The sequence below is a fragment of the Streptomyces sp. NPDC037271 genome (assembly GCF_055603605.1).
On the sequence record NZ_JBVJVN010000004.1, the window covers coordinates 226411 to 252131 of the forward strand.

The 25721-nt window shown below is 71.1% G+C and carries 19 protein-coding genes; 13 read left to right on the forward strand and 6 right to left on the reverse strand.

What is annotated here, in order from left to right; translation table 11 throughout:
- Window positions 1–108: 108 nt before the first annotated feature.
- Window positions 109–3126 carry an excinuclease ABC subunit UvrA gene (uvrA, locus tag ACZ7G3_RS10860; RefSeq protein ID WP_470924758.1) on the forward strand — a complete coding sequence of 1006 codons (3018 nt, stop codon included), beginning with the start codon at window positions 109–111 and terminating at the stop codon, window positions 3124–3126.
- Window positions 3127–3260: 134 nt separating this feature from the next.
- Here the strand turns inward: uvrA and ACZ7G3_RS10865 are convergent, their stop codons facing one another.
- Entirely contained in the window at window positions 3261–4169 is a 909-nt protein-coding gene (locus tag ACZ7G3_RS10865) for a carbohydrate kinase family protein (protein ID WP_470924760.1), read from the reverse strand.
- A complete protein-coding gene (locus ACZ7G3_RS10870; RefSeq protein ID WP_470924762.1) occupies window positions 4166–5230 on the reverse strand; it encodes a LacI family DNA-binding transcriptional regulator in 1065 nt (354 codons plus the stop codon). The genes ACZ7G3_RS10865 and ACZ7G3_RS10870 overlap by 4 nt, the downstream gene beginning before the upstream one ends.
- 216 nt (window positions 5231–5446) lie before the next feature.
- On the opposite strand from ACZ7G3_RS10870, the gene ACZ7G3_RS10875 reads away from it, so the two are divergent.
- Window positions 5447–5872 carry a Rieske (2Fe-2S) protein gene (locus ACZ7G3_RS10875; RefSeq protein ID WP_426598264.1) on the forward strand — a complete coding sequence of 142 codons (426 nt, stop codon included), beginning with the start codon at window positions 5447–5449 and terminating at the stop codon, window positions 5870–5872.
- A gap of 302 nt (window positions 5873–6174) precedes the next feature.
- Here the strand turns inward: ACZ7G3_RS10875 and ACZ7G3_RS10880 are convergent, their stop codons facing one another.
- Window positions 6175–7128: a hypothetical protein gene (locus ACZ7G3_RS10880; protein WP_470924764.1), complete on the reverse strand. Its 954-nt coding sequence runs from the start codon at window positions 7126–7128 to the stop codon at window positions 6175–6177.
- A gap of 419 nt (window positions 7129–7547) precedes the next feature.
- Between ACZ7G3_RS10880 and uvrC the strand changes: the two genes are divergently transcribed.
- The 11 genes from uvrC to pgi all read left to right on the forward strand — a co-directional run bounded on the left by uvrC (window position 7548) and on the right by pgi (window position 22276).
- Window positions 7548–9911 carry an excinuclease ABC subunit UvrC gene (gene uvrC / locus ACZ7G3_RS10885; protein ID WP_470924766.1) on the forward strand — a complete coding sequence of 788 codons (2364 nt, stop codon included), beginning with the start codon at window positions 7548–7550 and terminating at the stop codon, window positions 9909–9911.
- Window positions 9908–10924 (forward strand): RNase adapter RapZ, encoded by a 1017-nt coding sequence (gene rapZ, locus ACZ7G3_RS10890; protein WP_470924768.1) that lies wholly within the window; start codon window positions 9908–9910, stop codon window positions 10922–10924. Before uvrC ends, rapZ begins: the two co-directional genes overlap by 4 nt.
- Window positions 10921–12012, forward strand: a complete 1092-nt coding sequence (locus tag ACZ7G3_RS10895) for a gluconeogenesis factor YvcK family protein (protein ID WP_426598260.1) — start codon at window positions 10921–10923, stop codon at window positions 12010–12012. Before rapZ ends, ACZ7G3_RS10895 begins: the two co-directional genes overlap by 4 nt.
- On the forward strand, window positions 12003–12992 hold the full coding sequence (gene whiA / locus ACZ7G3_RS10900) for a DNA-binding protein WhiA (protein WP_426598259.1): 990 nt from the start codon (window positions 12003–12005) through the stop codon (window positions 12990–12992). The genes ACZ7G3_RS10895 and whiA overlap by 10 nt, the downstream gene beginning before the upstream one ends.
- A 211-nt stretch (window positions 12993–13203) precedes the next feature.
- Window positions 13204–16158, forward strand: a complete 2955-nt coding sequence (locus ACZ7G3_RS10905) for a M14 family metallopeptidase (RefSeq protein ID WP_470924770.1) — start codon at window positions 13204–13206, stop codon at window positions 16156–16158.
- 227 nt (window positions 16159–16385) lie between these two features.
- Window positions 16386–17393, forward strand: a complete 1008-nt coding sequence (gene gap, locus ACZ7G3_RS10910) for a type I glyceraldehyde-3-phosphate dehydrogenase (RefSeq protein WP_055416357.1) — start codon at window positions 16386–16388, stop codon at window positions 17391–17393.
- 142 nt (window positions 17394–17535) lie between these two features.
- Window positions 17536–18747, forward strand: coding sequence for a phosphoglycerate kinase (locus tag ACZ7G3_RS10915; protein WP_470924773.1), 1212 nt, complete (start codon window positions 17536–17538; stop codon window positions 18745–18747).
- 5 nt (window positions 18748–18752) lie between these two features.
- Window positions 18753–19529: a triose-phosphate isomerase gene (tpiA, locus tag ACZ7G3_RS10920; protein WP_426598256.1), complete on the forward strand. Its 777-nt coding sequence runs from the start codon at window positions 18753–18755 to the stop codon at window positions 19527–19529.
- A 144-nt stretch (window positions 19530–19673) separates the two neighbouring features.
- On the forward strand, window positions 19674–19910 hold the full coding sequence (gene secG / locus ACZ7G3_RS10925) for a preprotein translocase subunit SecG (protein ID WP_079160504.1): 237 nt from the start codon (window positions 19674–19676) through the stop codon (window positions 19908–19910).
- A 238-nt stretch (window positions 19911–20148) separates the two neighbouring features.
- Entirely contained in the window at window positions 20149–20484 is a 336-nt protein-coding gene (locus tag ACZ7G3_RS10930) for an RNA polymerase-binding protein RbpA (RefSeq protein WP_003976875.1), read from the forward strand.
- Between the two features lie 139 nt (window positions 20485–20623).
- Window positions 20624–22276 (forward strand): glucose-6-phosphate isomerase, encoded by a 1653-nt coding sequence (gene pgi / locus ACZ7G3_RS10935; RefSeq protein ID WP_470924774.1) that lies wholly within the window; start codon window positions 20624–20626, stop codon window positions 22274–22276.
- Window positions 22277–22357: 81 nt separating this feature from the next.
- On the opposite strand, the gene pgl is transcribed toward pgi, so the two are convergent.
- Genes pgl through zwf form a run of 3 tightly spaced genes read right to left on the reverse strand, consistent with a single transcriptional unit; the run spans window position 22358 to window position 25718 of the window.
- A complete protein-coding gene (pgl, locus tag ACZ7G3_RS10940) occupies window positions 22358–23140 on the reverse strand; it encodes a 6-phosphogluconolactonase (RefSeq protein ID WP_426598254.1) in 783 nt (260 codons plus the stop codon).
- Window positions 23137–24198, reverse strand: coding sequence for a glucose-6-phosphate dehydrogenase assembly protein OpcA (opcA, locus tag ACZ7G3_RS10945; protein ID WP_470924776.1), 1062 nt, complete (start codon window positions 24196–24198; stop codon window positions 23137–23139). The genes pgl and opcA overlap by 4 nt, the downstream gene beginning before the upstream one ends.
- Window positions 24195–25718: a glucose-6-phosphate dehydrogenase gene (gene zwf / locus ACZ7G3_RS10950; protein WP_470924778.1), complete on the reverse strand. Its 1524-nt coding sequence runs from the start codon at window positions 25716–25718 to the stop codon at window positions 24195–24197. The genes opcA and zwf overlap by 4 nt, the downstream gene beginning before the upstream one ends.
- Window positions 25719–25721: the final 3 nt, after the last annotated feature.

The window sequence follows — 25721 nt, forward strand, 5'->3', positions numbered from 1 at the left end:
TTTGTTGACAACCGGTGAATCCGACCGGCGTTGTCAGTGGCTCCCCCTAGTCTGAGAAAGACGGGGGCCTCGCCCCTGTCACTTCTCTCAAGAAAGGTGCGGACCGGCGTGGCCGACCGTCTCATCGTCCGTGGCGCGCGCGAGCACAACCTGAAGAACGTCTCGCTCGACCTGCCTCGTGACTCGCTCATCGTCTTCACGGGCCTGTCCGGGTCGGGCAAGTCCTCCCTGGCCTTCGACACCATCTTCGCCGAGGGCCAGCGGCGCTACGTGGAGTCGCTCTCCTCCTACGCCCGGCAGTTCCTCGGCCAGATGGACAAGCCGGACGTCGACTTCATCGAGGGCCTCTCCCCGGCGGTCTCCATCGACCAGAAGTCGACCTCCCGCAACCCGCGCTCCACGGTCGGCACCATCACCGAGGTGTACGACTACCTGCGCCTGCTCTTCGCGCGCATCGGCAAGCCGCACTGCCCGGAGTGCTCCCGGCCGATCTCGCGCCAGTCGCCGCAGGCCATCGTCGACAAGGTCCTGGAGCTGCCGGAGGGCAGCCGCTTCCAGGTGCTGTCGCCGCTGGTGCGCGAGCGCAAGGGCGAGTTCGTCGACCTCTTCGCCGACCTCCAGACCAAGGGCTACTCCCGCGCGCGGGTCGACGGCGAGACCATCCAGCTCTCCAACCCGCCCACGCTGAAGAAGCAGGAGAAGCACACCATCGAGGTGGTCGTCGACCGCCTCACGGTCAAGGACACCGCCAAGCGCCGTCTCACCGACTCCGTGGAGACCGCCCTCGGCCTCTCCGGCGGCATGGTCGTGCTCGACTTCGTCGACCTCCCCGAGGACGACCCCGAGCGCGAGCGCATGTACTCCGAGCACCTGTACTGCCCGTACGACGACCTGTCCTTCGAGGAGCTGGAGCCCCGCTCCTTCTCGTTCAACTCGCCCTTCGGCGCCTGCCCCGACTGCTCCGGCATCGGCACGCGCATGGAGGTCGACCCCGAGCTGATCGTCCCCGACGAGGACAAGTCCCTCGACGAGGGCGCCATCCACCCCTGGTCGCACGGGCACACCAAGGACTACTTCGGCCGCCTCATCGGGGCCCTCGCGGACGCGCTCGGCTTCCGCACGGACATCCCCTTCGCAGGCCTGCCGCTGCGCGCCCGCAAGGCCCTGCTGAACGGCCACAAGACCCAGGTCGAGGTCCGCTACCGCAACCGGTACGGGCGTGAGCGCCGGTACACCACGGCCTTCGAGGGCGCCATCCCCTTCGTCAAGCGCCGGCACAGCGAGGCCGAGAGCGACGCCAGCCGCGAGCGCTTCGAGGGCTACATGCGCGAGGTGCCCTGCCCCACCTGTGAGGGCACCCGCCTCAAGCCGCTCGTCCTCGCGGTCACGGTCATGGGCAAGTCGATCGCCGAGGTCTCGGCGATGTCCATCAGCGACTGCGCGGACTTCCTGGGCGAGCTGAAGCTCAACGCCCGCGACAAGAAGATCGCCGAGCGCGTGCTGAAGGAGGTCAACGAGCGGCTGCGCTTCCTGGTCGACGTCGGCCTGGACTACCTCTCGCTGAACCGCGCGGCCGGCACCCTCTCCGGCGGCGAGGCCCAGCGCATCCGCCTGGCCACCCAGATCGGCTCCGGACTCGTCGGCGTGCTGTACGTCCTCGACGAGCCCTCCATCGGCCTGCACCAGCGCGACAACCACCGGCTGATCGAGACCCTCGTCCGGCTCCGCGACATGGGCAACACGCTCATCGTCGTCGAGCACGACGAGGACACCATCAAGGTGGCCGACTGGATCGTGGACATCGGCCCCGGTGCCGGCGAGCACGGCGGCAAGGTGGTGCACAGCGGCTCCTTCAAGGAACTGCTCGACAACGCCGAGTCGCAGACCGGTCTGTACCTGTCCGGCAAGAAGGCCATCCCGCTGCCCGACATCCGGCGGCCGCGCGACCCCTCCCGGCAGCTCACCGTGCACGGCGCCCGCGAGAACAACCTCCAGGACATCGACGTGTCCTTCCCGCTGGGCGTCTTCACGGCCGTCACCGGCGTCTCCGGCTCCGGCAAGTCGACCCTGGTCAACGACATCCTGTACACGCACCTGGCGCGCGAGCTGAACGGCGCACGGAGCGTGCCCGGCCGCCACACGCGTGTGGACGGCGACGACCTCGTCGACAAGGTCGTCCACGTCGACCAGTCGCCCATCGGCCGCACCCCGCGGTCGAACCCGGCGACGTACACCGGCGTCTTCGACCACATCCGCAAGCTGTTCGCCGAGACGACCGAGGCGAAGGTCCGCGGCTACATGCCCGGCCGGTTCTCCTTCAACGTCAAGGGCGGCCGCTGCGAGAACTGCTCGGGCGACGGCACGATCAAGATCGAGATGAACTTCCTCCCGGACGTCTACGTCCCGTGCGAGGTCTGCCACGGCGCCCGGTACAACCGGGAGACCCTGGAGGTCCACTACAAGGGCAAGTCCATCGCCGACGTCCTGAACATGCCGATCGAGGAGGCGACCGACTTCTTCGAGGCGGTCCCCGCCATCTCCCGGCACATGAAGACGCTGAAGGACGTCGGCCTCGGCTACGTCCGGCTCGGCCAGTCCGCGACCACCCTGTCCGGCGGTGAGGCCCAGCGCGTCAAGCTCGCCAGCGAGCTGCAGCGCCGCTCCACCGGACGCACGGTCTACGTACTGGACGAGCCGACCACCGGTCTGCACTTCGAGGACATCAGCAAGCTGCTGACGGTCCTGTCCGGCCTGGTCGACAAGGGCAACACGGTCATCGTCATCGAGCACAACCTCGACGTGATCAAGACCGCCGACTGGGTCGTCGACATGGGCCCCGAGGGCGGTGCCGGCGGTGGCCTGGTGGTCGCCGAGGGCACGCCCGAGCAGGTCGCGGCCGTTCCCACCAGCCACACCGGCAAGTTCCTGCAGGACATCCTCGGCGCCGACCGGATCAGCGACGCGGCCACGGTGAAGACCCCGCGCAAGGCGGCGAAGGCGGTGGCGGCCAAGGCCACCGCCAAGAAGACCGCCACCAAGGCGGTCACCGGCACGGCCGCGAAGAAGACGGCCAAGAAGGCCACCAAGCCCGCCGCGAAGAAGACGACGCGGACGAGCAAGGCCTGAAACGGAGCCGTGCCGGGCCCCACGGGATCATCCGTGGGGCCCGGCACGTCGTCCGGGCGGCCTGGGGGCCGTACGGCCGGCAGACCGACCACCCAGCCGGGAGCCGGTGCCGTCGGGCGTTCAGCCGTTGGTGGTCAGAAGGTGACCTCGTGGGCGTACGGCGGTTCCGCGCCCGCGCGTGAGCAGGTGACCGCCGCGGCGCGGGCGGCGAAGCCCAGCAGCTCCGCCCAGCCCTCCGCCCCCAGACCGGCCACCGCCTCGTCACCGAGGGCGTCCCGCACCGCGAGGCCGTGCAGCAGCGCCGCGTTCACCGTGTCGCCCGCGCCGATCGTGTCCACCACGTCGACCGCCTCGCCCGGCACCGCGTACTCGCCCCCCTCACGGGTGTACGCCGTCAGCCCCGCACCGCCCCGGGTGACCACGACCGCCGCCGGGCCCGCCGCCAGCCACTCTCCGGGCGTGCCGCCGAGCCACTCGGCGTCCTCGGCCGACAGCTTCAGCAGCGACACCGACGGCAGCCAGCTCCGGAACCGGGCCCGGTAGGCCTCCGGGTCCGGGATCAGCCCGGCCCGGATGTTGGGGTCGAGCGCCGTGAACACACCCCGCGCCGCCGTCTCGCGCAGCAGCTGCTCGTACGCGCTCGCACCCGGCTCCAGCACCAGCGAGCACGTCCCGAAGGAGACCGCCCGGGTGCGGGGCGGCAGCGCGGCGGGCACCGAGAACAGCCGGTCCGCGGTCCCGTCCACGTAGAAGGAGTACGCGGCCGAGCCGTCCGCGTCCACCGAGGCCACGGCGAGCGTCGTCGGCTCGGCCCCGCGCTGCACCGGGGAGACGTCCACGCCGGTCCCGCGCAGCCGGTCGAGCAGCGCCTCGCCGAACGCGTCGTACGACACCCGGGAGCAGAAGGCGGCGGGGGAGCCGAGGCGGCCCAGGGCGACGGCCGTGTTGTACGGGCCGCCGCCGAGCGCCGGCCGCAGCGCGGCGAGGGCACCCGTGCCCTGCGGTACCAGGTCGATCAGTGCCTCACCGGCGACGACGATCACGGGAGGGTCCTTTCGAAGGCCTGTGCGGAAGCTTGCCGGGGCTGCTCGGGGCAGCCGCAGGAGGTGCGGTGGACGAAGGCGCAGGGCAGCCGCACGGTCCGCTCGGGCCGGTCCGGGACGGCGAGGCGTTCCAGCAGCAGTCGGACGGCCTGGTCACCGAGTTCCCTGCTGGGCTGCGCGACGGCGGTGAGTCCGGGGGAGAAGAGGTCCGCCCAGGCGAAGTCGTCGAAGCAGCACAGCGCGAGGTCACCGGGCACGGACAGGTTCCGGTCCCGCAGGGCGCGCAGCGCACCGATGGTCATCGCGTTGTTGGCGGTGACCAGCGCGGTGGGCGGCACCGCCAGGGACAGCAGGGCCGCCGTGGCCCGTTCGCCGCCGCCCGCCTCGGAGTCGCCGTGGACCAGGAGCCGTTCGTCGCAGGGCAGCCCGGCGGCGGCGAGGCCGTGCCGGTACCCGGTGATCCGCTCGCGCGTCGTGCTGAGCCCCGGTCGGCCCGCGACCAGACCGATCCGGCGGTGTCCGAGCCCGGCGAGATGGGTGACCAGCCAGGTCGTCGGCTCGGCGCCCTCGGCGCACACCTGGTCGAAGCGCGGGTTCCCGTCGCCCTTCGGCGTGTCGACGACCCGGTCGAGGAAGACGGTCGGCACGCGGTGGCGTCCCAGATAGGCGACGAGGTCGCGCGGGTCGGCCGAGGGCGCGACGATCATGCCGTCCACGCGCCGCTCGTGCAGCAGCTGGACGACCTTGCGCTCGTGTCCGGGATCGTCGTGCGGGTCGGCGATGAGCAGGCCGTAGCCGTGCTCCAGGGCGGCGGCCTCGACGCCCTGGAGGATCTCCGTGAAGTACGGGTTGCTGATCGCCGACACCGCGAGCCCGATGGAGCGGGTGCGGGAGGTCACCAGGGAGCGGGCGAGGGTGTTCGGGGTGTAGCCGAGCTCCTCGACGGCGTCCAGTACCGCCTGGCGGGTGCGCGGCAGTACCGGACGGGTGTCGTTGAGCACGTGCGAGACGGTCGCCACGGAGACGCCGGCGCTCCGTGCGACATCGGCCATGGTCGCCATCGGCGTGCCCCCTTTCCCCATGCTGCCGCGCATCGCTCCGCGCGCACTGGCCGGGACCGTATCTCATTCGGAAGCGGACGTAAACGTTTGCGCAAGCGTTTACGTCCCTCCTACGCGTTCTCAACCCCGGCTGTCCGACTCTCGACCCACTCGGCCGGGCGCCCACGGCCGCCGGATATCGTCGCCCTGCACATCCCCTGACCAGTGGAGACCCCCATGCCCGGCCGTCCTGTCCCGAGCCGCCGTACCGTCCTGCGCTCGGCGGCACTCACGCCCGTCGTCGGACTCGGGCTGGCCGCCTGCTCACCGGGCGACGACGGTGCCGCGCCCGCCAGGCCGACCGGTCCCGTCGACCTCGGCGCGGACGGCGAGGTCGCCAAGGGCGCGGCCAAGCTCTACCGGGACCAGAACGTGGTGGTCAGCCGGGCCGAGGACGGCTCCCTGAAGGCGTTCAGCACGGTGTGCACACACGCGCGCTGCCCCATCAACAAGCTGGAGGGGGCGAAGCTGGTGTGTCCCTGCCACGGCAGCGAGTTCGACGCCCGGACCGGCGAGGTGCTGCACGCCCCGGCGAGCGTGCCGCTCATGGAACTGGCGGTCGAGGTGAAGCAGGGCAGGATCATCGCGAGCCCCGACATCTGACCCGCCCGCGACGCCGGGAGCCCGCCCCGCAGTCACCGGCGGCCCCGTCCGCAACCACCGGCGGCCCTTCTCCGCCCCTCGGTGACCCGCCCGCAGCCCCGGGCGGTCCACCTACGGCCCTGGCGACTGTTGCTTCCCCGGGCGATCCGCCTACGGCCCCGGCGACTGCTTGCTCCCCGGGCGATCCGTCCGCGCCCCCGAGCGATCCGTCCGCGCCCCCCGAGCGATCTGTCCGCGACGCCTGGCCATCAGCCTGCGGCGCCCGTCAGGGGCGCGTCCCGCTCACTCCCAGTCCCACCCGCTCACTCCCAGTCCCACTCGATCCCCAGCGTCCCCGACCGCACCCGCGGCTCCACGAGGTGCACCGAGTGGTGCCGCCCGCTGAGGGGCAGCTCCTGCCGGCCGCCGCGGGGTGCCGCCGGTGAGTGCTGCGTGAACCGGTGGCAGCGCACCGGCAGGGCCGCGGCGTCGAACCGCACCTGGAGCGCGTACTGCCCGCCCGGCGCGCCGAACCCGCGGACGTACTCGCGCGACACCCCCGCCGTGCCGTCCTCGACGCCGTAGCGGAAGAGGTGGGTGTCCCCGGCCCGCAGACGCGTGTCGAAGAGCAGCTCGGTCACGAGCACGCCGGTGTCGTGGTGGACGCGGACGCGCCCCGTGCTGCAGTTCTCCAGTGCGTGGACGGTCATCCGCGCGGGAGCGCATCCCGGGTCGCCGTGGTGGACGGCGACGAAGCGGTCGACACCGTCGCGGTGGGCGCGGACGATGTGCTGCGACTCGCGGCCCGCGACCTCGCGGCGTGGTCCGATCCGGATCCGTTCGTGGTGCCCGAGGGTGTGCACCCCGCCGTCCGGCGACGGATGGTCCAGCTCGGCCAGCAGCCGGTCCAGGACACCGCAGGCCTCCGCGTGGGCGCGGTAGGAGCGGGACGCGGTCCGGCGACGGTCCGTGGTGTCCTCGTCGGCCTCCGCGAGCAGGCGTATCAGTGACTCCTCGGGCAGCTGGAGTATCTCCTCCAGCGCCCGCACGGCCCGCAGCGACTCCGGGCGCTGGGGGCGCCGGGCTCCCTGCTGCCAGTAGCTCAGACTCGTGACGCCCACCTTCACCCCGCGCCGCGACAGATGGTGCTGCACACGCTGCAGCGGCAGTCCGCGAGCGGCGATCGCGGCGCGCAGGGCCACGTGGAAGGGGCCACCGCGCAGGGCGGAGTCGAGTTCCTCCGCGGCGGCGTCCAGGCGTTGGGTGGCGTGCGGCATGCAGGGGCCTTCCTGTGAAGTTCAAGACGGCTGGTCAGACCGTTCGAAGCGGATCACCCGGGGCCGCCCCCGGTCGCGGCCCAGAGGTCTGCACATCGGTGCGCCGCGTTTCAAGGCCCCCGAGCCCCCGCATTGAAGCGTGTTGACCAAGCCCCGACAACACCGGAAGCCCGGCCGTGACGCGTTCCTGGCCGAGAACGCACCGGCTCGCCGTCTCGTGGGCACCCGGTGTGGCCGTCCTGCCCCGGACCGTTTCCCCGGGCCTCCGCGGCGGATCGGCCACGCGACCCCGCGGCGGGTCGTCCACGCGACCCCGCGTGGGTTGTCCACGTGACCCCGCGGTGGGGTTGTCCACAGGGTCACCGGCCCGTCGTCCACAGCCCGCCGCAGTGTCGGTCCCCGCCAGTAGGGTGTGAGACATGGCCGACCCCTCCAGCTACCGCCCCAGGCCGGGAGAGATCCCGGACTCCCCGGGGGTGTACAGGTTCCGTGACGAGCACCGCCGGGTGATCTACGTCGGAAAGGCGAAGAGCCTGCGCCAGCGCCTGGCGAACTACTTCCAGGACCTGGCGAACCTGCACCCCCGCACCCGCACGATGGTCACCACGGCCGCGTCCGTGGAGTGGACGGTGGTGTCCACGGAGGTCGAGGCGCTGCAGCTGGAGTACTCCTGGATCAAGGAGTACGACCCCCGGTTCAACGTCAAGTACCGCGACGACAAGAGCTACCCGTACCTCGCGGTGACGATGAACGAGGAGTTCCCGCGCGTGCAGGTGATGCGCGGGCAGAAGAAGAAGGGCGTGCGCTACTTCGGGCCGTACGGGCACGCCTGGGCGATCCGCGACACGGTCGACCTCCTGCTGCGCGTCTTCCCGGTGCGCACCTGCTCCGCCGGCGTCTTCAAGAACGCCGCACGCACCGGCCGCCCCTGCCTGCTCGGCTACATCGGCAAGTGCTCGGCGCCCTGCGTCGGCCGCATCTCCCCCGACGACCACTGGGACCTGGCCGACGAGTTCTGCGACTTCATGGCCGGCCGCACCGGCACCTATCTGCGTCGCCTTGAGACGCGGATGGCAGAGGCGGCCGAGGAAATGGAGTACGAGCGGGCGGCGCGCCTGCGCGACGACATCGGCGCCCTGAAGAAGGCCATGGAGAAGAGCGCGGTCGTTCTCGCCGACGCGACCGACGCCGACCTGTTCGCGGTCGCCGAGGACGAGCTGGAGGCGGCCGTCCAGATCTTCCACGTGCGCGGCGGACGGGTGCGCGGCCAGCGGGGCTGGGTCACGGACAAGGTGGAGGAGATCACCACCGGCGCCCTCGTCGAGCACGCCCTCCAGCAGTTGTACGGCGAGGAGAGCGGGGACGCCGTCCCCAAGGAGGTCCTGGTCCCCGCCCTGCCCGAGCCGGTGGAGCCGGTCCAGCAGTGGCTGACGGAGCGCCGCGGGTCGGGCGTGTCGCTGCGCATCCCGCAGCGCGGCGACAAGAAGGCGCTGATGGAGACCGTCCAGCGCAACGCCCAGCAGGCGCTCGTCCTGCACAAGACCAAGCGGGCCTCCGACCTGACGACGCGTTCGCGCGCGCTGGAGGAGATCGCCGACGCCCTCGGCCTGGACAGCGCTCCGCTGCGGATCGAGTGCTACGACATCTCGCACCTCCAGGGCGACGACGTAGTGGCCTCCATGGTCGTCTTCGAGGACGGACTGGCCCGGAAGAGCGAATACCGCCGGTTCCAGATCAAGGGTTTCAGGGGACAGGACGACGTCCGTTCCATGCACGAGGTCATCACCCGCCGCTTCCGCCGCTACCTCGCCGAGAAGGAGAAGACCGGCGAGTGGGCGGACGGGGAGGAGCTGGACGCCGGCGAGCAGCCCACGACCGGCCGAGCCACGGCGACCGGCCAGGCTGCCTCGGACGGGCTGACCGCGACGGGGGGCCGAGCCGCCCCGGACGGGCTGACCGCGATGGATGGCCGAACCGCGGCGGACGGCCAAGACGCGACGACCGGCCAGACTGCCTCGGGCGACTGGACCCCCACGGACGAGCCGGCCACCTCGGACGGCCGAGCCTCCGCGGGCGACCGGGCCCTCACGGACGGCCGAGCCTCCGCGGGCGACCGGGCCCTCACGGACGGCCGAGCCTCCGCGGAAGACCGGGCCCTCACGGACGGCCCGCCCCTGAAGGACGACGACGGCCGCCCCAAGCGTTTCGCCTACCCGCCTCAGCTCGTCGTCGTCGACGGCGGGCAGCCGCAGGTCGCGGCGGCCCAGCGGGCCCTGGACGAGCTGGGCATCGACGACATCGCCGTATGCGGACTCGCCAAGCGCCTGGAGGAGGTCTGGCTGCCCGGAGAGGACGACCCGGTCGTGCTGCCCCGCACCAGCGAGGGCCTGTACCTGCTGCAGCGGGTCCGCGACGAGGCGCACCGCTTCGCGATCACCTACCAGCGTGCCAAGCGTGCCAAGCGCTTCCGCTCCGGTCCGCTGGACGAGGTGCCCGGTCTGGGGGAGACCCGCAAGCAGGCGCTGATCAAGCACTTCGGTTCGGTGCGGAAGCTGCGGTCGGCGACGATCGACCAGATCTGCGAGGTGCCGGGCATAGGCCGCAAGACGGCCGAGACCGTCGCCGTGGCCCTCGCCCGGGCCACCCCGGCCGCGCCCGCCGTGAACACGGCGACCGGAGAGATCATGGATGACGACGACGGGGCACCCGAGACGACGACGGATGCCCCGGGGGAGCCCGTGTCCGCGGGCCCCCCGGACGAACAACGGGGGCAGGAGAGATGAGCGAGTACGAGACACGGCCCACAGCGGGCCGAGAACAGGCCCACGGCGCGACCGGCGCGGACGCGCACCCGCGGACGGCCGGCGTCGCGCAGGGCCAGGACAACGGAGCACAGGTGAGTACGGGCAAGGAAGCAGCCGGGGCGCAGGAGGCGGCCATCCCCGAGCTGGTGATCATCTCCGGCATGTCCGGGGCAGGCCGTTCGACGGCCGCCAAGTGTCTGGAGGACCTGGGCTGGTTCGTCGTCGACAACCTCCCGCCCGCGCTGATCCCCACCATGGTGGAGCTCGGCGCCCGCTCGCAGGGCAACGTGGCGCGGATCGCGGTCGTCGTCGACGTCCGCGGCCGGCGCTTCTTCGACAACCTGCGCGAGTCCCTGGCAGACCTCGACGCCCGCGGTGTCACCCGTCGGATCGTCTTCCTGGAGTCCTCCGACGACGCACTGGTGCGCCGCTTCGAGTCGGTGCGCCGCCCGCACCCCCTCCAGGGCGACGGCCGGATCGTCGACGGCATAGCGGCCGAGCGGGAACTGCTGCGCGAGCTGCGCGGCGACGCCGACCTGGTGATCGACACCTCCAGCCTCAACGTGCACGAGCTGCGCGCCAAGATGGACGCCCAGTTCGCCGGCGAGGAGGAGCCCGAGCTGCGGGCCACCGTCATGTCCTTCGGCTTCAAGTACGGCCTCCCGGTCGACGCCGACCTGGTCGTGGACATGCGCTTCCTGCCCAACCCGCACTGGGTCCCGGAGCTGCGCCCGTTCACCGGCCTGAACGAGGAGGTGTCCGCGTACGTGCTCAACCAGCCCGGGGCCAAGGAGTTCCTCGACCGCTACACCGAGCTGCTCCAGATGATCGCCGCGGGCTACCGTCGGGAGGGCAAGCGCTATGTGACCGTCGCCGTCGGCTGCACCGGTGGCAAGCACCGGTCCGTGGCCATGTCGGAGAGGCTCGCCGCCCGGCTCGTCGCCGAGGGCGTGGAGACGGTGGTCGTCCACCGGGACATGGGACGGGAATGACAGGACGTACTCCGCGGCTGAGCAGGCTGCGCCGGGTGGTGCCCGAAGCGCGCGGCGGCAGACCCGCCGAAGCCCGTGCCGCCCGGCCCGAACAGGCGCGCGGCGGCAAGCCGCGCCGCCGGGGCGCCCAGCCCAAGGTCGTCGCCCTCGGCGGCGGCATGGGCCTGTCCGCCTCGCTCGCCGCGCTGCGCCGGATCACCGGCGACCTCACCGCCGTCGTCACCGTGGCCGACGACGGCGGCTCCAGCGGGCGCCTGCGCGACGAGCTGGGTGTCCTGCCGCCCGGCGACCTGCGCAAGGCGCTGGCCGCGCTGTGCGGCGACGACGACTGGGGCCAGACCTGGGCCCGCGTCATCCAGCACCGCTTCCAGTCCCAGGGCGACCTGCACGAACACGCGGTCGGCAATCTGCTGATCGTCGCCCTGTGGGAGCAGCTGGGCGACCACGTCCAGGCGCTGGACCTGGTCGGCAAGCTGCTCGGCGCGCACGGCCGTGTGCTGCCCATGTCCGCCGTGCCGCTGGAGCTCCAGGCCCTGGTCCGGGGCCACGACCCGGACCGCCCCGACGAGGTGGACACCGTACGCGGGCAGGCGACCGTGGCGCTCACGCCAGGCGAGGTGCAGTCCGTGCACCTGGTGCCGAACGACCCGCCCGCCGTTCCCGAGGCGGTCGAGGCCGTGCTGGACGCGGACTGGGTGGTGCTCGGCCCCGGCTCCTGGTTCTCCTCGGTCATCCCGCACCTGCTCGTGCCCGATCTGCTGGACGCGCTCGTCGAGACGAAGGCCCGCCGGGTGCTGTCCCTGAACCTCGCCCCGCAACCGGGAGAAACCGAGGGCTTCTCCCCGCAGCGTCATTTGGAGGTTTTGGGACGACACGCCCCTAAACTCGCCCTGGACGTGGTGCTGGCCGACGAGGCCGCCGTGCCCGACCGTGACTCGCTCGCCGACGCCGCGAAACGGTTCGGCGCCGCGGTCGAACTGGCTCCGGTCGCCCGGACCGACGGGACCCCGAGGCACGACCCGGAGCTGTTGGCCGCCGCGTACGACCGTATTTTTCGGATGCATGGAAGGATCGGCCCATGGCGATGACGGCAGCGGTGAAGGACGAAGTTTCCCGGCTCCCCGTCACCCGTACCTGCTGCAGAAAGGCGGAGGTCTCCGCCCTTCTGCGGTTCGCCGGCGGCCTCCACCTGGTGAGCGGGCGCATCGTGATCGAGGCCGAACTGGACACCGCGAGGGCGGCCCGGCGGCTCAAGCAGGACATCCTGGAGATCTTCGGGCACAGTTCCGAGCTGATCGTGATGGCGCCGGGCGGACTGCGCCGAGGCTCGCGTTTCGTGGTCCGGGTGGTCGCGGGCGGTGACCAGCTGGCCCGTCAGACCGGCCTGGTGGACGGCCGGGGCCGCCCGATCCGAGGTCTGCCGCCGCAGGTGGTCTCGGGGGCCACCTGCGACGCCGAGGCCGCCTGGCGCGGAGCCTTCCTGGCGCACGGCTCGCTCACCGAGCCCGGCCGGTCCTCCTCCCTGGAGGTGACCTGCCCGGGCCCCGAGGCCGCGCTCGCCCTGGTCGGCGCGGCCCGCAGGCTGTCCATCCCCGCCAAGGCGCGCGAGGTGCGCGGCGTGGACCGGGTCGTCGTCCGCGACGGTGACGCGATCGGCGCCCTGCTCACCCGGCTCGGCGCCCACGACTCGGTGCTGGCCTGGGAGGAGCGGCGGTTGCGGCGCGAGGTCCGCGCCACCGCCAACCGCCTCGCCAACTTCGACGACGCCAACCTGCGCCGTTCGGCCCGTGCGGCCGTCGCGGCCGGTGCCCGGGTCCAGCGCGCCCTGGAGATCCTCGCCGACGACGTTCCCGAGCACCTGGCCGCCGCGGGCCGGCTCCGCATGGAGCACAAGCAGGCCTCGCTGGAGGAGCTGGGCGCCCTCGCCGACCCGCCGCTGACCAAGGACGCCGTCGCCGGCCGCATCCGCCGCCTGCTGGCCATGGCCGACAAGCGGGCCTCGGACCTCGGCATCCCCGGCACGGACGCCAATCTCAGCGATGAGCTGACGGACAACCTCGTCGGCTGACCGAACACGCTCCGGCCCGTCGCACATGGCTCGGCCCGTCGCACACGGGCCGTCAGGAAGCCGGTGCCGGGCACCCACCCGGGTGACCGGCACCGGCTTCCGCGTGTCCTTCCGGTGCTCTTGACTCGATCATGAGCTGTCATGAGCCTGGCATCTGTTCGCTGCTGTGGCGAACCCAGGCCTGTCGGACAGGCCCCATCTAGGGGGGTTCATGAGACGAAGAGCGAGATCGATCCTCGCCGTCGGCGCGCTCCTGATCGGCGGAGCGAGCTTCGCACCCATCGCCCAGGCACAACCCGCGGGCTCCGCCACCGCGGAGGCCGACGAGGTGAAGGTCTTCCGCACCGACGTCACCCAGGAGCAGGTGCCCCTGCTGCTGGCCGCCGGCCAGGACGGCCACGAACTCGGTGAGCAGGTCCCCGACAAGGGCACGGCCACCGTCGAGGTCTACCTCACCGAGCAGCAGGCCGACAAGCTGGAGAAACAGGGACTCGACCTCATCGAGCACACCCTCTCCACCCGGGCCGAGAAACGCGTCAGGGACGCCGCCGACGGCGTCTTCCGCCCGTACAGCGGCAAAGGCGGCCTGCGGGAGGAGATCCTCCGGACCGCGCAGGAGAACCCCCGCCTCACCAAGGTCGTCTCCATCGGCAAGTCGGTGAACGGCCAGGACATCCTCGCGCTCAAGCTCACCAAGAACGCGAAGAGGACGAAGGACGGCTCCAAGCCCGCGGTCCTCTACATGTCCAACCAGCACGCGCGCGAGTGGATCACCCCCGAGATGACCCGGCGGCTGATGCACCACTACCTGGACAAGTACGACGAGGACCGGCGGATCAGGAAGCTGGTCGACTCCACCGAACTGTGGTTCCTGCTGTCGGCCAACCCCGACGGCTACGACTACACGTTCGAGGACACCGACAACCGCCTGTGGCGCAAGAACCTGCGCGACGTCAACGGCGACGGCACCATCAGCACCGGCGACGGCGTCGACCTCAACCGCAACTTCGCCTACAAGTGGGGCTACGACGACGAGGGCTCGTCACCCAACCCCACCAGCCAGACCTACCGGGGCGCCGGCCCGAACTCCGAGCCCGAGACCAAGGCCCTGGACGCCTTCCAGAAGCGGATCGGCTTCACGTACGGGATCAACTACCACTCCGCCGCCGAGCTCCTCCTCTACGGTGTCGGCTGGCAGGTGGCCACGAACACCCCGGACGACGTCCTCTACGAGGCGCTCGCCGGCACGCCGGAGAACTCCGCGATCCCCGGGTACCACCCGCAGGTCTCCTCCGAGCTCTACACCACCAACGGCGAGGCGGACGGCCACGCGGCCAACGTCAACGGCATGGCCATGTTCACACCGGAGATGTCGACCTGCCAGACCATCTCCGAACAGGACCCCGACGACGAGTGGAACGCGGGCGACTGCCAGTCGGGCTTCAACTTCCCCGACGACGAGGAACTGATCCAGCAGGAGTTCGCGAAGAACATCCCCTTCGCGCTCTCCGTCGCCGAGACCGCCGCCCACCCCGACCGGCCGTCCTCCGCGGTCGGCCTGGAGGCCGCCGACTTCACCCCGGCCGAGTTCGACACCTCCTACGCGCGCGGCGGTGACCAGGAGGTCTCCGTCGTCGTGCGCAAGTCGGTGCGCGACAAGGAACTGAAGTACCGCGTCAACGGCGGACGCGTCCACGACATGGCCCTGAAGCCCTGGCGGGGCGGCGAGACGTACGGCGGCGAGGACAACCTCTACTTCGACGAGTACCGCGCCGAGGTCAAGGACGGCGACCGCGGCGACAAGGTCGAGGTCTGGTTCACCGGCGAGACGAAGCAGGGCAGGCGGACCGAGAGCGAGCACTTCACGTACACGATCGCCGAGCGGCCCCGCGCCGACGTCCTCGTCGTCGCCGAGGAGGGCGCGAAGGCCACGCAGACGAAGACCTACGTGGACGCCCTCAAGGCCAACGGGAAGCGGGCGGCCGTCTGGGACGTCGCCACACAGGGCGCGCCCGACGCGCTCGGCGTCCTCGGCCACTTCGACACCGTCGTCCACTACACCGGCGCGGCGAACCCGGGCAACGCCACCCAGCTCCAGCTGCGCGCCCACCTCAACGAGGGCGGCAGGCTGATCGAGGCGGGGGAACGGGCCGGCGGCAGCGTCGACCTCGGCGGCGGCACCATGTCGGACGACTTCAGCCAGTACTACCTGGGCGCCTACACCCGTACGTCGACCCCCGGAGCCACCGGATTCACCGGCTCCGGAAAGCTCGGCGGAGCCGCCGGCCCGCTCGGTGACGCCCCGGGCAATCCGCTGGACGCCGCCGGGACCTACAGCGTCACCTCGGACCAGCTGCCCGCCGCCACCTACCCGCAGTTCGCGAGCGCGGGCGCCGGGAAGTTCGCCGGGACGGTCAACCCGTACGGGCCCTACGCGGGCGAGTGGATGGCCGCCGCCGTCCACACCGACGACGCCTACAAGCGCCTCACCCGCACCGTCGACCTCACCGGTGTCACCGCCGCCGACCGGCCCACGCTCCGCACCCAGCTGCTGTGGGACACCGAGCGCGGCTACGACCACGCCCTCGTCGAGGCGCACACCACCGGCGCCGACGACTGGACGACGCTCCCCGAGGCGGGCGGTGCCACCGGCACGGCCGTGCCCGCGGAGTGCTCGGCCGGGTTCTACGTGGGCGAGCACCCCTGGCTGGAGCGCTACCTGACCCTGTCCGACGACGGCTGCACCGCGGCCGGCACGACCGGGCGGTGGAACAGCCTCACCGGCTCCTCCGGAGGCTGGCGGCAGGTCGAGTTCGACCTGAGCGCCTACGCCGGGAAGTCGGTCGAGGTGTCGATCGCCTACGTCACCGACCCCGGCAGCGGCGGGCGCGGCGTCCTCGCCGACGAGACCTCGCTCGTCGTCGGCGGCACGGCCACCGCGACCGAGGGCTTCGAGACCGCGCTCGGCGACTGGCGGGTCTCCGGGCCGCCCGCGGGCAGCCCCGCCGTGCTGAAGGACTGGACCCGTACCGGGACCCTGTTCCAGACGTACGGCGCGGTCACCACGGACGACACCGTGCTGCTGGGCTTCGGTCTGGAACACCTCACCGGACCGGCGGCCCGGACGGCGCTGGTCCGGCAGGCGCTGCGTGCCCTGGGCGAGTGAAATCCGGGATGCGGGGGACTGGCACGGTGTAGCGAAATCGGGTGACCGGTCCCCGTGATCCCGGGCGGTCCGTACCCCTACTGGCGGGTACGGACCGCCCTGCCGGGTATGGGGCGTCTCGATGTCACCCCCGAGGCCCCGGAGAGGTAGGGTCGGAGGTGGTCGGGGACATCCCAAATACAGCTCGCCGGCACATCGGGCCGGCGTACCAACGAGGAGATCGGTTCGTGACGATCCGCGTAGGCATCAACGGCTTTGGCCGCATCGGTCGTAACTACTTCCGCGCGCTGCTGGAGCAGGGTGCAGACATCGAGATCGTGGCTGTCAACGACCTGGGTGACACCGCGACCACCGCCCACCTGCTCAAGTACGACACCATCCTCGGCCGCCTCAAGCAGGAGGTCTCGCACACCGAGGACACCATCACCGTCGGCGACAAGACCATCAAGGTCCTCGCCGAGCGCAACCCCGCGGACATCCCGTGGGGCGAGCTGGGTGTCGACATCGTCATCGAGTCGACCGGCATCTTCACCAAGAAGGCCGACGCCGAGAAGCACATCGCGGGCGGCGCGAAGAAGGTCCTCATCTCGGCCCCGGCCAAGGACGAGGACGTCACCATCGTGATGGGCGTCAACCAGGACAAGTACGACCCGGCGAACCACCACGTCATCTCCAACGCCTCCTGCACCACCAACTGCGTGGCGCCGATGGCGAAGGTCCTCGACGAGAACTTCGGCATCGTCAAGGGCCTGATGACGACGGTGCACGCGTACACGAACGACCAGCGCATCCTGGACTTCCCGCACAAGGACCTGCGCCGCGCCCGTGCCGCCGCGGAGAACATCATCCCGACCACCACGGGTGCCGCCAAGGCCACCGCGCTGGTCCTCCCGCAGCTCAAGGGCAAGCTGGACGGCATGGCGATGCGCGTCCCGGTCCCGACCGGCTCGGTCACCGACCTGGTCCTGGAGCTCGGCCGCGAGGTCACCAAGGAAGAGGTCAACGCCGCCTTCCAGAAGGCCGCCGAGGGCGAGCTCAAGGGCATCCTCGAGTACACCGAGGACGCGATCGTCTCCTCCGACATCGTCAACGCCCCGGCGTCCTGCACCTTCGACTCGTCCCTGACCATGGTCCAGGACGGCAAGAACGTGAAGGTCATCGGCTGGTACGACAACGAGTGGGGCTACTCCAACCGCCTCGTCGACCTCACGGTCTTCGTCGGCAACCAGCTCTGATCGACTCGGACTCAGCAGGCACCGCGATGCGGTGGCAGGGCTCGGACAGCGCAAGGCCGCGCTGCCCGAGCCCTGCGTCGCGTCCGCAGCGACCAGCCCTCGTAGGATCACGAGCGATCACGAGAACCCAGGAGCCCTCTGCATGAAGACGATCGACGAACTGCTCTCCGAAGGCGTCGCGGGCAAGCGCGTCTTCGTCCGCGCCGACCTGAACGTGCCGCTGGACGGCACCACCATCACCGACGACGGCCGCATCCGCGCCGTGGTGCCCACCGTCAAGGCCCTGGCCGACGCGGGCGCGCGCGTGATCGTCGCCTCACACCTGGGCCGCCCCAAGGGCGCCCCGGACCCGGTCTTCTCCCTGGCCCCGGCCGCCGCCCGCCTCGGTGAGCTGCTCGGCGCCGACGTCGCCTTCGCCGAGGACACGGTCGGCACCGCCGCCGAGTCCACGGTGGCCGGCCTCGATGACGGCCGGGTGGCCGTCATCGAGAACCTGCGCTTCAACGCCGGCGAGACCAGCAAGGACGACACCGAGCGCGCCGCCTTCGCCGACAAGCTGGCCGGCCTCGCGGACGTCTACGTCGGCGACGGCTTCGGCGCCGTGCACCGCAAGCACGCCTCCGTCTTCGACCTCCCGAAGCGGCTGCCGCACTACGCCGGCTACCTCATCGCCACCGAGGTCGGCGTCCTGAAGAAGCTCACCGACGACGTCCAGCGCCCCTACGTCGTCGCCCTCGGCGGCGCCAAGGTCTCCGACAAGCTCGCCGTCATCGACCAGCTGCTCGGCAAGGCCGACCGGCTCCTCATCGGCGGCGGCATGGCGTACACCTTCCTCAAGGCCCAGGGCCACGAGGTCGGCATCTCCCTCCTCCAGGAGGACCAGATCCCGGTCGTCAAGGAGTACATGGAGCGCGCGGAGAGGAACGGCGTCGAGCTGGTCCTCCCCGTCGACGTCCTGGTCTCCTCCGAGTTCCCGGACCTGAAGACCAAGGCCCCGGCCAACCCCGCCACCGTCGCCGCGGACGCCATCCCGGCCGACCAGGAGGGTCTGGACATCGGTCCCGAGACCCGCAAGCTGTACGCCTCGAAGCTCGCCGACGCCGCCACCGTCTTCTGGAACGGCCCCATGGGCGTCTTCGAGCACCCCGACTACGCCGAGGGCACCAAAGCGGTCGCCCAGGCCCTCGTCGACGCCCCGGGCTTCACCGTGGTCGGCGGCGGCGACTCCGCCGCGGCCGTCCGCACGCTCGGCTTCGACGAGAACGCATTCGGCCACATCTCGACCGGTGGCGGCGCCTCCCTCGAATACCTCGAGGGCAAGACGCTCCCCGGCCTCGCCGCACTGGAGGACTGACCTCAATGACCACCCGCACGCCGCTGATGGCGGGCAACTGGAAGATGAACCTCAACCACCTCGAGGCCATCGCCCAGGTCCAGAAGCTCGCCTTCGCCCTCGCGGACAAGGACTACGACGCCGTCGAGGTCGCCGTCCTGGTCCCCTTCACCGACCTGCGCTCGGTGCAGACCCTGGTCGAGCACGACAAGCTCAGGATCAAGTACGGCGCCCAGGACATCTCGGCCCACGACGGCGGCGCCTACACCGGTGAGATCTCCGGCCCGATGCTGGCCAAGCTGCGCTGCGCTTACGTCGCGATCGGCCACTCCGAGCGCCGGCAGTACCACGCCGAGACCGACGAGCTGGTCAACGCCAAGGTCAAGGCCGCCTACAAGCACGGCCTGACCCCGATCCTGTGCGTCGGCGAGGAGCTGGACGTCCGCGAGGCGGGCAACCACGTCGCCCACACCCTCGCCCAAGTCGAGGGCGGTCTGAAGGACCTCCCGGCCGAGCAGGCCGAGAGCGTCGTGATCGCCTACGAGCCCGTGTGGGCCATCGGCACCGGCAAGGTCTGCGGCGCCGAGGACGCCCAGGAGGTCTGCGCGGCCATCCGGGGCAAGCTCGCCGACCTGTACTCGCAGGAGCTGGCCGACAAGGTCCGCATCCAGTACGGCGGCTCGGTCAAGTCCGGCAACGTCGCCGAGATCATGGCGCAGGCCGACATCGACGGCGCCCTGGTCGGCGGTGCCTCGCTGGACTCGGACGAGTTCGTCAAGATCGTGCGCTTCCGCGACCAGTAGGCCGGACGGGCGATCACCGGTCGACCGGCAGATCGACCGGTGAGTATGCCGTAGCGGCGATACGTCGTACCCTTGCGGGGGCATGGTGGCCTGCTGTCACCGTGCCCCCGTCGTTCATCCGAATCCGAGGAAGTTGGTCCAGCCGTGGTTTTGGGGTTCTCGATCGCCCTGATCGTCTTCAGCCTGCTGCTGATGCTGCTGGTGCTGATGCACAAGGGGAAGGGCGGCGGCCTCTCCGACATGTTCGGTGGCGGCATGCAGTCGTCCGTCGGCGGCTCCTCGGTCGCCGAGCGCAACCTCGACCGGATCACCGTGGTGGTCGGTCTGCTGTGGTTCGCGTGCATCATGGTGCTCGGCCTGCTGATGAAGGCGAACAACTGATCGCGTACAACTGATCAGCGACGCCCGGGCGATACGCACTTCCGCACGTCTCCCCCACGTAAGGCCCCATGTCCGGTACGCGCTTCACGGCGCGGCCTATCATGGGGCCTGCGTCTTGGCGTTTGGGCTTGTAACTCCAATCACTGGACGCGCGTTGGGCCTTACGTAGACTGAGGCGCTCGCAGCGGAGCGAAACGCCGACTCGCTTCGCGGCACCATCACGCAGGGAGTTACGACCGTGGCAAGTGGCAACGCGATCCGGGGAAGCCGGGTCGGGGCGGGGCCGATGGGCGAGGCCGAGCGTGGCGAGTCCGCGCCGCGTCTGCGCATCTCCTTCTGGTGCTCCAACGGACACGAGACACAGCCGAGCTTCGCGAGCGACGCACAGGTCCCGGAGACCTGGGACTGCCCGCGCTGCGGCTTCCCCGCCGGACAGGACCGGGACAACCCACCGGACCCGCCGCGCACCGAGCCCTACAAGACCCACCTCGCGTATGTGCGCGAGCGCCGCAGCGACGCGGACGGCGAGGCGATCCTCGCCGAGGCGCTCGCCAAACTGCGGGGCGAGATCTAGCCCGGATCCGGTTCAGGTCCGGTTCAGATCCGGTTCAGCCTCCTTCAGTCTTCTCCGGCCAGTCTTCTTCAGCGCTGATCAATTAGGTTGGAACAGCCGGGACAGCTGGGACACCTAAGGAAGAAGGCTGAAGTCCGACATGAACGAAGACGGCCGTACCAGGCTCAACCAGATGCCCGAATGGGCCGCGCTGGCCAAGCACCGCGAGGAGCTCGGCGAGGTGCGGCTGCGTGAGCTGTTCGCCGCCGACCCGGGTCGCGGCACCGGCTGCACGCTCCGGGTGGGAGACCTGTACGTCGACTGCTCCAAGCACCTCGTCACCGACGAGACCCTGCGGCTGCTGCGCGATCTGGCCGCCGCCACCGACGTGTTCGGGCTGCGCGACGCCATGTTCCGCGGCGAGAGGATCAACACCACCGAGGACCGGGCGGTGCTGCACACCGCGCTGCGCGCCCCGCGGGACGCGGTGATCGAGGTCGACGGCGAGAACGTCGTGCCCAAGGTGCACGCGGTACTCGACAAGATGGCCGACTTCGCCGGCCGGGTCCGCTCCGGGGAGTGGACGGGCCACACCGGCAAGCGCATCAGAAACGTCGTCAACGTCGGCATCGGCGGCTCCGACCTGGGCCCCGCCATGGCCTACGAGGCGCTGCGCGCCTTCACCGACCGGGAGCTGACGGTCCGTTTCGTCTCCAACGTCGACGGCGCCGACCTCCACGAGGCCACCCGCGACCTCGACCCGGCCGAGACGCTGTTCGTCATCGCCTCCAAGACCTTCACCACCATCGAGACGGTCACCAACGCCACCTCCGCCCGGACCTGGCTGCTGGACGCGCTCGGTGACCAGGCCGCCGTCGCCAGGCACTTCGTCGCCCTGTCGACGAACGCGGAGCGGGTCGCCGACTTCGGCATCGACACGGCCAACATGTTCGAGTTCTGGGACTGGGTCGGCGGCCGCTACTCGTACGACTCGGCGATCGGGCTCTCCCTGATGATCGCCATCGGCCCGGACCGCTTCCGCGAGATGCTCGACGGCTTCCACCTCGTCGACGAGCACTTCCGGACCGCCCCCGCCGAGTCCAACGTCCCCCTGCTCATGGGCCTGCTGGGCATCTGGTACGGCAACTTCCTGGGCGCCCAGTCGCATGCGGTGCTGCCGTACTCGCACTACCTGTCGAAGTTCACCGCGTACCTCCAGCAGCTCGACATGGAGTCCAACGGCAAGTACGTCGGCCGGGACGGGCGCGAGGTCGACTGGCAGACCGGTCCGGTCGTGTGGGGCACGCCCGGCACCAACGGGCAGCACGCCTACTACCAGCTGATCCACCAGGGCACCAAGCTCGTCCCGGCGGACTTCATCGGCTTCGCCGAGCCGGTCGCCGAACTGAGCGACGAACTGAAGGCCCAGCACGACCTGCTGATGGCCAACTTCTTCGCGCAGACGCAGGCGCTCGCCTTCGGCAAGACCCCGGACGAGGTGCGGGCCGAGGGCGTCCCGGAGGAGCTGGTCCCGCACAAGACGTTCCGCGGCAACCACCCGACGACGACGATCCTCGCCCGCGAGCTGACCCCGTCCGTGCTCGGCCAGCTCGTCGCCCTCTACGAGCACAAGGTGTTCGTCCAGGGCGCGGTGTGGAACATCGACTCCTTCGACCAGTGGGGTGTCGAACTCGGCAAGGTGCTCGCCAAGCGCGTCGAACCCGCCCTCACCGAGGGCGCCGAGGTCCCCGGCCTGGACACCTCCACCAAGGCGCTGGTCGCCGCCTACCGAGAGCTGCGCGGGCGGGAGTGAGCCGGCGGGAGTGAGCCGACGGGAGGGGGAGGGGGCGGTGAGGGCTTGTCGCCCCGCCGCCCCCTCCCGTCTACAGGATGATCAGGCCGACGCCGACGGGTACAGCGACCTCGGCAACTGCGAAGCCGCCGCCGAGTCCAGCAGCCACAGCGTCCGGGCACGGCCGCGTGCCCCCGCTGCCGGAGCCTGGATCTCGCCCGCGCCCGACAACGCGATGGCCGCCGCCTCCGCCTTGTCCTCGCCGGCCGCGAGGAGCCACACCTCGCGGGCGGCGCGGATCGCCGGGAGGGTGAGCGTCACCCGGGTCGGCGGCGGCTTGGGCGCGCCGCGGACGCCGACCACGGTACGGTCCGTCTCCCGTACTCCCGGGTGCTCCGGGAAGAGCGACGCCACGTGCGTGTCCGGCCCGACGCCCAGCAGCAGGACGTCGAAGGACGGCACCGCGGCGTGGTTCTCGGGGACGGACGCCGTGGCCAGCTCCTGCGCGTACGCGGCGGCGGCGGCCTCCACGTCCGAGCCGTGCGGGCCGTCGGACGCCGGCATCGCGTGCACCCGCTTCGGGTCCAGCGGCACCGAGTCGAGCAGCGCCTCGCGCGCCTGGGTGACGTTGCGCTCCGGGTCGCCCTCCGGCAGGAAGCGCTCGTCGCCCCACCACAGGTCCAGGCGGGCCCAGTCGACGGCGTCCCGGGCGGGGGACCCGGCGAGCGCCGCGAGCAGGCCGTTGCCGTTGCGGCCGCCGGTCAGGACCACGGACGCGCTGCCCCGGGAGGCCTGCGCGTCCACGATCTTCGTGATCAGCCGGGCCGCCGCGGCCTCGGCCATCAGCTCCTTGTCGCGGTGCACGACCAGCTGGGGAGTGCTCACTTCGCCGCCGCCTTCTTCACCGGTGTCTTCTCCTGCGCCGCGTCCTTCGCGGGAGCTTTCGCAGCCGCCCCCACGGGAGCGGCGACCGCGACGGCCCCGGCGTCCCCTTTGGCCGGCGTGCCCGAGGCGGTCGGCGCGTTCAGCCGGTCCACCCCGTACCGCAGCGCCGAGGCGTACGTGTCGTCAGGGTCGAGGCGCCGCAGTTCCTCCGCGATCAGCTCGGCCGTCTCGCGGCGCTTGAGCGCCACCGCGCGGGCCGGCTGGCCCTGGATGGACAGGTTCGCCAGCGAGCCGTCGGCCCGGTCCAGGACGACAGGACCGCAGTCGGTGTCCATCCGGACCGCCGTGAGACCCGGACCGTTCGACGCCGAGCGCTGCACCGGCACGTCCAGCCGGTCCGCCAGCCACATGGCCAGTAGTTCGCAGCTCGGGTTGTACTCCTCGCCCTCCACCTCGACCGCCTGCACCTTGCAGTCGACCTGGTCGAGGGCCGCCGCCAGCATCGAGCGCCACGGCGTGATGCGGGTCCAGGACAGGTCGGTGTCGCCCGGCGTGTAGGCGTCGGCGCGGGCGGCCAGCTCCCGTACCGGGTCCTCGCAGGCGTAGGTGTCGGTGACCCGGCGCTGGGCCAGCGCGCCCAGCGGGTCCCCGGCCGGGTCCAGCGGCGCGTTCACCGGCCACCACACCACGACCGGCGCGTCCGGCAGCAGCAGCGGCAGGACCACCGACTGGGCGTGCTCGACGACGTCGCCGTACAGCCGCAGCACGATCGTCTCGCCGGTGCCCGCGTCGGCGCCGAGGCGGACCTCGGCGTCCAGCCGGGACTTCGTGCGGTCCCGCGGCGAACGCGAGACGCGCTTGATGACGACGAGCGTGCGCGACGGGTGCTCGTGCGCGGCGTCGCTCGCGGCCTTCAGCGCGTCGTAGGCGTTCTCCTCGTCGGTGACGATGACCAGCGTGAGCACCATGCCGATGGCCGGGGTGCCGATCGCCCGGCGGCCCAGCACCAACGCCTTGTTGATCTGGCTGGCCGTGGTGTCCGTGAGGTCTGTCTTCATGGGCGGCGCCAGCTCCGTCCGTCTCGTTCGAGCATGTGGTCCGCCTCGACGGGTCCCCAGGTGCCGGCCGGGTACCGGGCCGGGGTGCAGTGCTCGTCCCAGTACTCCTCGATCGGGTCGAGGATCTTCCAGGACAGCTCGACCTCCTCGGTCCGCGGGAAGAGGTTCGCGTCGCCGAGCAGCACGTCCAGGATGAGGCGCTCGTACGCCTCCGGGCTGGACTCCGTGAAGGACTCGCCGTAAGCGAAGTCCATGGACACGTCCCGGATCTCCATCGACGTGCCCGGCACCTTGGAGCCGAAGCGGACGGTGACGCCCTCGTCGGGCTGGACGCGGATGACGATCGCGTTCGAGCCGAGTTCCTCGGTGGCCGTGGAGTCGAAGGGGGAGTGCGGGGCGCGCTGGAAGACGACCGCGATCTCGGTGACGCGGCGGCCGAGCCGCTTGCCGGTGCGCAGGTAGAAGGGGACGCCCGCCCAGCGCCGGTTGTCGATACCGACCTTGATCGCGGCGTAGGTGTCGGTCTTCGACCTGGGGTCGATGCCCTCTTCCTCCAGGTAGCCGACGGCCTTGGCGCCACCCTGCCACCCGGCCGTGTACTGGGCGTGCACGGTGTCCCGGCCCAGGTCCTTGGGCAGCCGCACCGCGCCGAGCACCTTGGTCTTCTCCGCGGCCAGCGCGTCCGCGTCGAAGGAGGCGGGCTCCTCCATCGCGGTCAGCGCGAGCAGCTGGAGGAGGTGGTTCTGGATGACGTCGCGGGCGGCGCCGATGCCGTCGTAGTAGCCGGCCCGGCCGCCGATGCCGATGTCCTCGGCCATGGTGATCTGCACGTGGTCCACGTAGGACCGGTTCCAGATCGGCTCGAACATCGTGTTGGCGAAGCGCAGCGCCAGGATGTTCTGGACGGTCTCCTTGCCCAGGTAGTGGTCGATGCGGAAGACCTGGTCCGGGGCGAAGACCTCGTGGACGATCCGGTTGAGCTCCTCGGCGGACTCCAGGTCGTGGCCGAACGGCTTCTCGATCACCGCGCGGCGCCAGGAACCGCTCGACTGGTCGGCCAGCTGGTGCTTCTTCAGCTGCTGGATGACCACGGGGAACGACTTCGGGGGCACCGAGAGGTAGAAGGCGAAGTTGCCGCCCGTGCCCTGCGCCTTGTCCAGCTCCTCGATGGTGCCGCGCAGGCGCTCGAACGCCTCGTCGTCGTCGAAGGTGCCCTGGACGAAACGCATGCCCTGGCTGAGCTGCTGCCAGACCTCCTCGCGGAACGGGGTGCGGGAGTGCTCCTTGACGGCGTCGTGCACCACCTGGGCGAAGTCCTCGTGCTCCCAGTCGCGGCGGGCGAAACCGACGAGCGAGAAGCCCGGCGGCAGCAGACCCCGGTTGGCGAGGTCGTACACGGCGGGCATGAGCTTCTTGCGGGAGAGGTCACCGGTGACGCCGAAAATGACCAGACCCGACGGCCCCGCGATACGCGGGAGCCGTCGGTCTGCGGGGTCACGCAGCGGGTTGCTGCTTGACAATTT